Source organism: Kitasatospora sp. NPDC059803, from assembly GCF_042732255.1.
GTDB lineage: Bacteria > Actinomycetota > Actinomycetes > Streptomycetales > Streptomycetaceae > Kitasatospora.
Genome location: NZ_JBHWIJ010000030.1, coordinates 1 through 5,806, shown reverse-complemented (window position 1 = coordinate 5,806; position 5,806 = coordinate 1). Strand labels below are relative to the sequence as shown.

The 5,806-nt window shown below is 71.9% G+C and carries 8 protein-coding genes; all 8 read right to left on the bottom strand.

From position 1 onward, the window contains the following. Positions 1-710 (bottom strand): Glu/Leu/Phe/Val dehydrogenase dimerization domain-containing protein (locus ACFV6I_RS07730; RefSeq protein ID WP_380423883.1); only part of this gene is annotated, 710 nt, incomplete at its 3' end. Continuing rightward, positions 707-922 (bottom strand): MbtH family NRPS accessory protein, encoded by a 216-nt coding sequence (locus tag ACFV6I_RS07725; RefSeq protein WP_063352282.1) that lies wholly within the window; start codon positions 920-922, stop codon positions 707-709. The genes ACFV6I_RS07730 and ACFV6I_RS07725, both read right to left, overlap by 4 nt. 4 nt (positions 923-926) lie before the next feature. Further along, positions 927-1,730 (bottom strand): indole-3-glycerol-phosphate synthase, encoded by an 804-nt coding sequence (locus tag ACFV6I_RS07720; RefSeq protein ID WP_380423882.1) that lies wholly within the window; start codon positions 1,728-1,730, stop codon positions 927-929. After that, complete coding sequence (locus ACFV6I_RS07715; RefSeq protein WP_380423881.1) at positions 1,731-2,405, bottom strand: N-(5'-phosphoribosyl)anthranilate isomerase; 675 nt, start codon at positions 2,403-2,405, stop codon at positions 1,731-1,733. A gap of 6 nt (positions 2,406-2,411) precedes the next feature. Beyond that, entirely contained in the window at positions 2,412-3,551 is a 1,140-nt protein-coding gene (locus tag ACFV6I_RS07710) for an acyl-CoA dehydrogenase family protein (RefSeq protein ID WP_380340068.1), read from the bottom strand. 12 nt (positions 3,552-3,563) lie between these two features. After that, positions 3,564-3,938 (bottom strand): ectoine synthase, encoded by a 375-nt coding sequence (locus ACFV6I_RS07705; RefSeq protein ID WP_063352279.1) that lies wholly within the window; start codon positions 3,936-3,938, stop codon positions 3,564-3,566. Between the two features lie 60 nt (positions 3,939-3,998). Beyond that, positions 3,999-4,835: a tryptophan synthase subunit alpha gene (gene trpA / locus ACFV6I_RS07700; protein ID WP_380423880.1), complete on the bottom strand. Its 837-nt coding sequence runs from the start codon at positions 4,833-4,835 to the stop codon at positions 3,999-4,001. Then, positions 4,832-5,608 carry a hypothetical protein gene (locus tag ACFV6I_RS07695; protein ID WP_380423910.1) on the bottom strand — a complete coding sequence of 259 codons (777 nt, stop codon included), beginning with the start codon at positions 5,606-5,608 and terminating at the stop codon, positions 4,832-4,834. The genes trpA and ACFV6I_RS07695 overlap by 4 nt, the downstream gene beginning before the upstream one ends. Positions 5,609-5,806: the final 198 nt, after the last annotated feature.

The window sequence follows — 5,806 nt, the reverse complement described above, 5'->3', positions numbered from 1 at the left end:
TGCGGGCCGTCGGTGGTGGTGAGGGTGGCGTTTCCGGCGCGGGGCTCCCCGCGCTGCTCCTGGTGGGGGCCCCGGCCGCCGCCCCCGCCCACCCCCGGGGGGCGGGGGGCGGCCAGGTGGCCGGCCACCGCGCGCCCGACGGTGCCGAAGCCCTGGATCGCGATGCGCTGCGGGGTCCGCGCACCGGAGGCCCGTAGGGCGCCGAGCACCGCGACGGCCACGCCGAACCCGGTGATGTCGGCCATGTGGTCCCACAGTTCGGCCCAGTCGACGGTCAGGCGGGTGGTGCCGGGGCGGCGGGTGACGTCGTACCCGGCGGCCTCGAAGGCGACCTGCCGGTCGGCGTAGGTGGTGCCCTGGTCGCACCCCAGGTACACCCCGCCGTTCAGCAGCGGGGCCGCGGCGCGGCCGAACCCCCGCATCACCGACCGCCGTTCGACGGTGGCGCCCGGATCGGGTGCGATGCCGGCCTTGGCGCCACCGATGGGCAGGCCGACCAGTGCCAGCTTGTGGGTCATCGCCCTGGCGAGCCCGGCCAGCTCCTGCTCGGTCACCGTCGGGGTCATCCTGGTGCCGCCCAGGGCCAGGCCGTCGACCATGGAGTCGACGACGACCCAGCCCCGGGCCTGGCACTCCGGGAGGTTCAGGGTGGTGGTGAGCAGGGGCTCGGCCACCGGGCGCGCGCCGTGCGGTGCGAGCGTCCGGTTCACTGCGCACCGTCCTCCGGGACGGACCGCAGGCGCAGGCTGCGGGGGCGCATGTCGGTCCACACGTGTTCGATGTGCGCGAGGCACTCGTCCTTCGCGCCCCGGACGCCGACCTCGCGCCAGCCCGCCGGCGACTCGCGGTCGGCGGACCAGAGCGAGTACTGCTCCTCGTCGTTGACGACGACCTTCCACTGCTCGGATGCTTCGCTGGTCATGCTGTTACCTCCAGATGTCGGTGGTCGGGGGGGCCGCCGGGCGGCGGACGGGTGGAGCCGGTTCGCGGCCGGCGTCGAGACGGGGGTCGAGGCGGGTGCCAGGACGGGCGTCGAGGTGGGGGTCGAGACGGGCATCGAGGCCGTCCAGCCACGCCGGCAGGCTGGCGGCGCGCAGGAGGCCCGTTCCGATGAGCACACCGGCGAAGCCCTCACTGAGCAGGCGGGCGGCGTCGTCGGGGCTGCGGATGGCCCCGGCGCTCACCGGGCACCGGGTGCCGCTGCGCAGCACCGCGGGCAGGAGTGACGAGCTTCGCCCGAGGTCGCCCGCGCCGCGTTCGCGGGTGGCGATGTCCTTGTTGTTCACCGCGACCACGCACTCCTCGGCGCGCGGCACGCGGCCGATCTCCTCCTCGGTGGTGACCTCGACGAACGGCGTCAGGCCCAGGCTCAGGCCGAGCTCGACCAGGTGGCCCAGGGTGGCGCGCGGCAGCAGCGCGGCGGTGAGCAGGATCGTGGACGCGCCGCTCTCGCGGGCCTGGTGCAGTTGGCTCCGGCGGGTGATGAAGTCCTTCTGCAGCACGGGCAGGTCCGTCGCTGCCACGACCTCGTGCAGCAGGTCCGGGGTGCCGCCGAACCACCGGCCGGTCACCACGGACAGGCAGGGCGCGCCGACGTCCTGGTAGTCGGCGACCAGACGGGCGGCCGACCTGTCGCCGAACAGGTCGTGTCCGGCGGCGTCCTGCCGCTTGAGCTCCATGATCACCGGTCGGCGGGCGTCCAGGAGTGCCTCGATGAACGCGGCCGTCATCTAGACCCTCGCTTTCGGATCGTGCCAGCCGCGCCGTACGGCCGTGACCCGGTCGGCGCTCAGCCGTCCGTCGACGTCCCTGGCCGCCGTGTCCACGTCGATGCCCAGGAACAGGGGGTGGTCCAGCACGGCCCGGTAGTCCTCCCGGTTGTCGGCCGAGATGCCGCCGGCCAGCAGGAAGGGCCGCGAGAGGCGGTCCGCGAACTCGATGACGGCCCCGCAGTCCGCCGGTTGCCCGGTACTGCCGATCCGGCCGTCCCCGGCGACCGCGTCCAGCAGGAAGAGGTCCGTTCCGGCCCGCTCGTACGCCGCGATCAGGGACCGCTCCGCGCGGGTGTCCGCACCGAGGTGCAGCACCTTGACCACGGTGAGGTCCGTGGTGCCCTTCAGGGCGCGGACCAGGCCCGGCGGCTGGTAGCCGTGCAGTTGGACCCACCGGACCCGGGCCGCGGCCGTCGCCGCGCGCAGCGTCCCGGCGTCTTTGAGGAAGGTCACGAGGACCGGATGCATTCGCTCCGTTCGGTGCACGGCGTCAGCGAGGGACGTCAGTTGACTGAGCGTCAGGTCTGCACGGCCTCCTGGGACGCCGTGCCACAGGCCGACGAAGTCGGCTCCGGCACTGTCGAGCGATGCCACGTCCTCGGCCGAGGTGGCTCCGCAGATCTTGACCAGCATCAGGTGTCACAACCCCAACATGGCGGCGATGCGGTTGCGTTGGATCTCCGACGTGCCCGAGTAGATCGGGCCGGCGACCGCGTCGCGCACGTCCTTCTCCAGCCCGTACTCGGCCAGGTACCCGCTGCCGCCGAAGATCTGCACGGCGGCCAGTGCGGAGGAGAGGTTGCTCTCGCTGGTGAGGACCTTGCTGACGGCGATGTCCCGCGTGACGTTCTCGCCCTCCGTCAGCCGGACGGCCGTGTCGTAGAGCCACTTCCGCGCGGTGTCCAGGCCGATGCTCATGTCCACGAGCTTGTGGGAGACCGACTGGTACGAGCCGATCGGATTGCCGAACTGGACGCGCTCCTTGGCGTATTCGACGCAGCGGTCGAGCCGGTACCGCATCTGCCCGGTGTTGATGACGAAGGAGCAGAGGATCTCCCACTTCATCACGTGGTCCAGGACCAGGAACCCGGATCCGACCCGGCCGATCACGGCGGATGCGGGGATCCGGCAGTCGTCGAAGTGCAGTTCGCTCAGTGGCGCCGTCCGCAGCCCCATGGTGGCGACGGGCGGCCCGACGACGAGCCCCGGGGTGTCCCGCTCCACGACGAAGGCGGTGATGCTGAGCGGGCCGGCCTTCGGGTGGGTGCGCGCGTAGACCACGAACACGTCGGCCACCGGGCCGTTGGTGATGAAGGCCTTGCCGCCCCGCAGTACGAAGCCGTCGCCCTCGCGGGTGGCCGTGGTCCTCATCGCCAGCGCGTCGGAGCCGCTCTCGGTCTCGCTGATCGCGTGGGCCCCGATCGTCTCTCCCGAGCAGATCCCGGGCAGGTGGCGCGCCTTGAGCTCCGGCGAGCCGAACCGTTGCAGCGGGACTCCGACGCTGACCAGGTGGGTGGCGACCGAGAAGTTCAGTCCGCCGTCACGGCACCCGGTGCCGAGTTGTTCGAGCACGTGCATGGTGGTGAGCAGGTCCTGGCCCAGCCCGCCCCACTGCTCGTCGAACGGCAGGCCGAGGATTCCGGACCTCTGGATCAGCTTCCACTTGTCCCACGGGAAGGCGCCTTCCGCGTCCCCTTCGAGATGGCCCGAGCTGAGCTCCTCGCACCACTGGGCGATCCCCTCGCCCAGAGCGATCTGGTCGGCGTTCCACCTGATCATCTGTCAGTCCTGTTAGTACTCGGAGAAATCGGCTGAGTCCAGGTTGTGGCGTTCGTCGCCGCGCAACGCGGGCGAGAACACGCACACCAGGCGGAGGTCCGCGTCCTGGTCCGCGATCAGGAAGTGGGCGTCGTGCAGGTCGAGCGCGTACAGCGTGCCCGGCTCGATCGAGTGGGACGTGCCGTCGGCGTTCACCACCTGGCCCGTTCCCTCGATGCAGTAGCAGGCCTCCAGGTGGCGGCGGTACTCCAGCCTCGACCTGGTGCCGGCGCGGACGGTGGTGTCCGTCATCGTGTAGCCCAGGCCGTCGGATTCGAGAAGGAACCTGCGGCTGAGCCCGTTGCCCCAGTCCACAGTGGTCACCTCGTCAAGGCGTCGGACGATCATCGGGTGTGCCTCCTAGCGGCTTGTTGAATGAGTGGCTTGTTGAATGAGTGGTTTGCTGAATCAGGGGTTTGCTGAATGAAACGGCTTGTCGAGTGAGCGGCTTGCTGAATACGGCGAAACGGTCTGTACGAAGGTGTGGAGCTCCTCGACCACGTTGGCCCCTTCGGCGAGGGCGTGCTCGATCCGGGCGACCCCGGCGCTGCCCACGACCGCGGCGTCGGCGCCGAGGCCGTGCAGCAGGTCGATGTCCGCCCTGGAGCGGACGCCGAATCCGACGGCGATCGGTACGGCTGTCGTCCTGCGCAGTGCGGCCAGCGCGGCGGCCAGCTCCTGGCGGTCGGCCGTGAGCGTGCCGCCGCTGCGGCCGTAGTGGGCCACCAGGTACAGGTACGCGGTGGCGCTCTCGGCGGCCGCGGCCTTCACCTCGGCCGTCGACGCGGCGTAGCAGGTGGCGACCATGGGAAGCCCTGCCTCCTGCACCGCTTCGAGGTAGCCGGCCCGTAGCCGCGGTGGCAGGCCGTGGACCAGCAGCCCGTCGACGCCCGAGTCGGCGACCCGCCGGACGAAGCCGGGCACGGTCGGGCCTCTGACCGTGTGGCTCCAGTCGGCCAGCAGTGCCACCCGCAGGTGGCGCAGCCGGGGCAGGATCCCGCTGAGGAGTCCGAGCACCTCGTCGAGTCCGACGCCGTCGGCCAGGGCCCGCTGCGCCGATCGGCGGATGACCGGCCCGTCGGTGACCGAGTCGGGGAAGGGCACCGCCAGCTCCAGGCAGTCCACGCGGCAGTCGTCGAGCATCCGCATGACGTCGGCGAGGACGGGCAGCGGGGGGTCTCCGGCGTTGAGGAACATCGCCAGGCCGGGCTGGTCCGGTGGCCGGCGCGCGAAGAACCCGCTCACCGCGCACGCACCGTAGGTATTGCGCGGCGCGCCGGGTGCGCGCGCAGGCGGTCGACGAGGTCGCGGGCGGCACCGCTGCGGAGGGCGTCGTCGGCCGCCCTGATGGCCTCCGGCCACCCGTCGATCAGCCCGCTCGCGACGGCCAGGGCGGCGGCGTTCAGGCAGACGGTCCGCGTTGCGAGAGCCGGCCCGGCTCCGGAGAGCACGCCGAGGAAGTGGTCGACCACGTCCTCGCCCTCGCCGGTCGGCCGTAGTAGGGCGAGCGCGTCGGCGGCGGTCCCGGGAGGCTCGGCCCGCAGCCGGATCGCGTCGGTGCCGTCATTGGTGAGGACGACGTTGTCGACGGAGCTGACGAGCTCGTCGACTCCCAGCTCGTTGGAGCACAGCCAGATCCTCCGGTCGGCGACGCTGGCGGCGACCTGGCCCAGAGTCGGCAGCAGCGAATGGTCCGAGACGCCGACGAGCTGGGCGGAGACCGGCACCGCGGCCAGGAAGGGGCCGACGGAGTTGATGAATCCGCCGATCATCCGCAGGTCCATCGGCACGATGCTCCGGGCCAGCAGCGCCACCTCCCGCGGGTAGACGAAGTTCCCGGGGAAGGCGACGCCGAAGCGTTCCAGCAGGTCGTCGGTCTGCTCGTACGAGGTGGTCGTTCGGATGCCGAGGCGGTCGAGCAGGTCGTGGGAGCCGCAGGTGCTCGTGTAGGCGCGGGATCCCGTCTTGACGATGCGCACGCCCAGGGCTGCGGCGACGAACGCCGCCGCGGTGGAGATGTTGAACGTGGCGGGCCCGCCTCCGGTGCCGACGATGTTGGCCGTGCGGTCCAGCCGCGCGGCGACGGCCGGCCGGCGCTAGGCCACCCCCCCGCGGCACGCGACAAACCAGACCCGCAGCCGCGAACCCGTGGAAACACCGGACATCAGCCCCCCCCACACGCCCCCACCCGGGGCGGCGCCCCGCCACAGAGTACA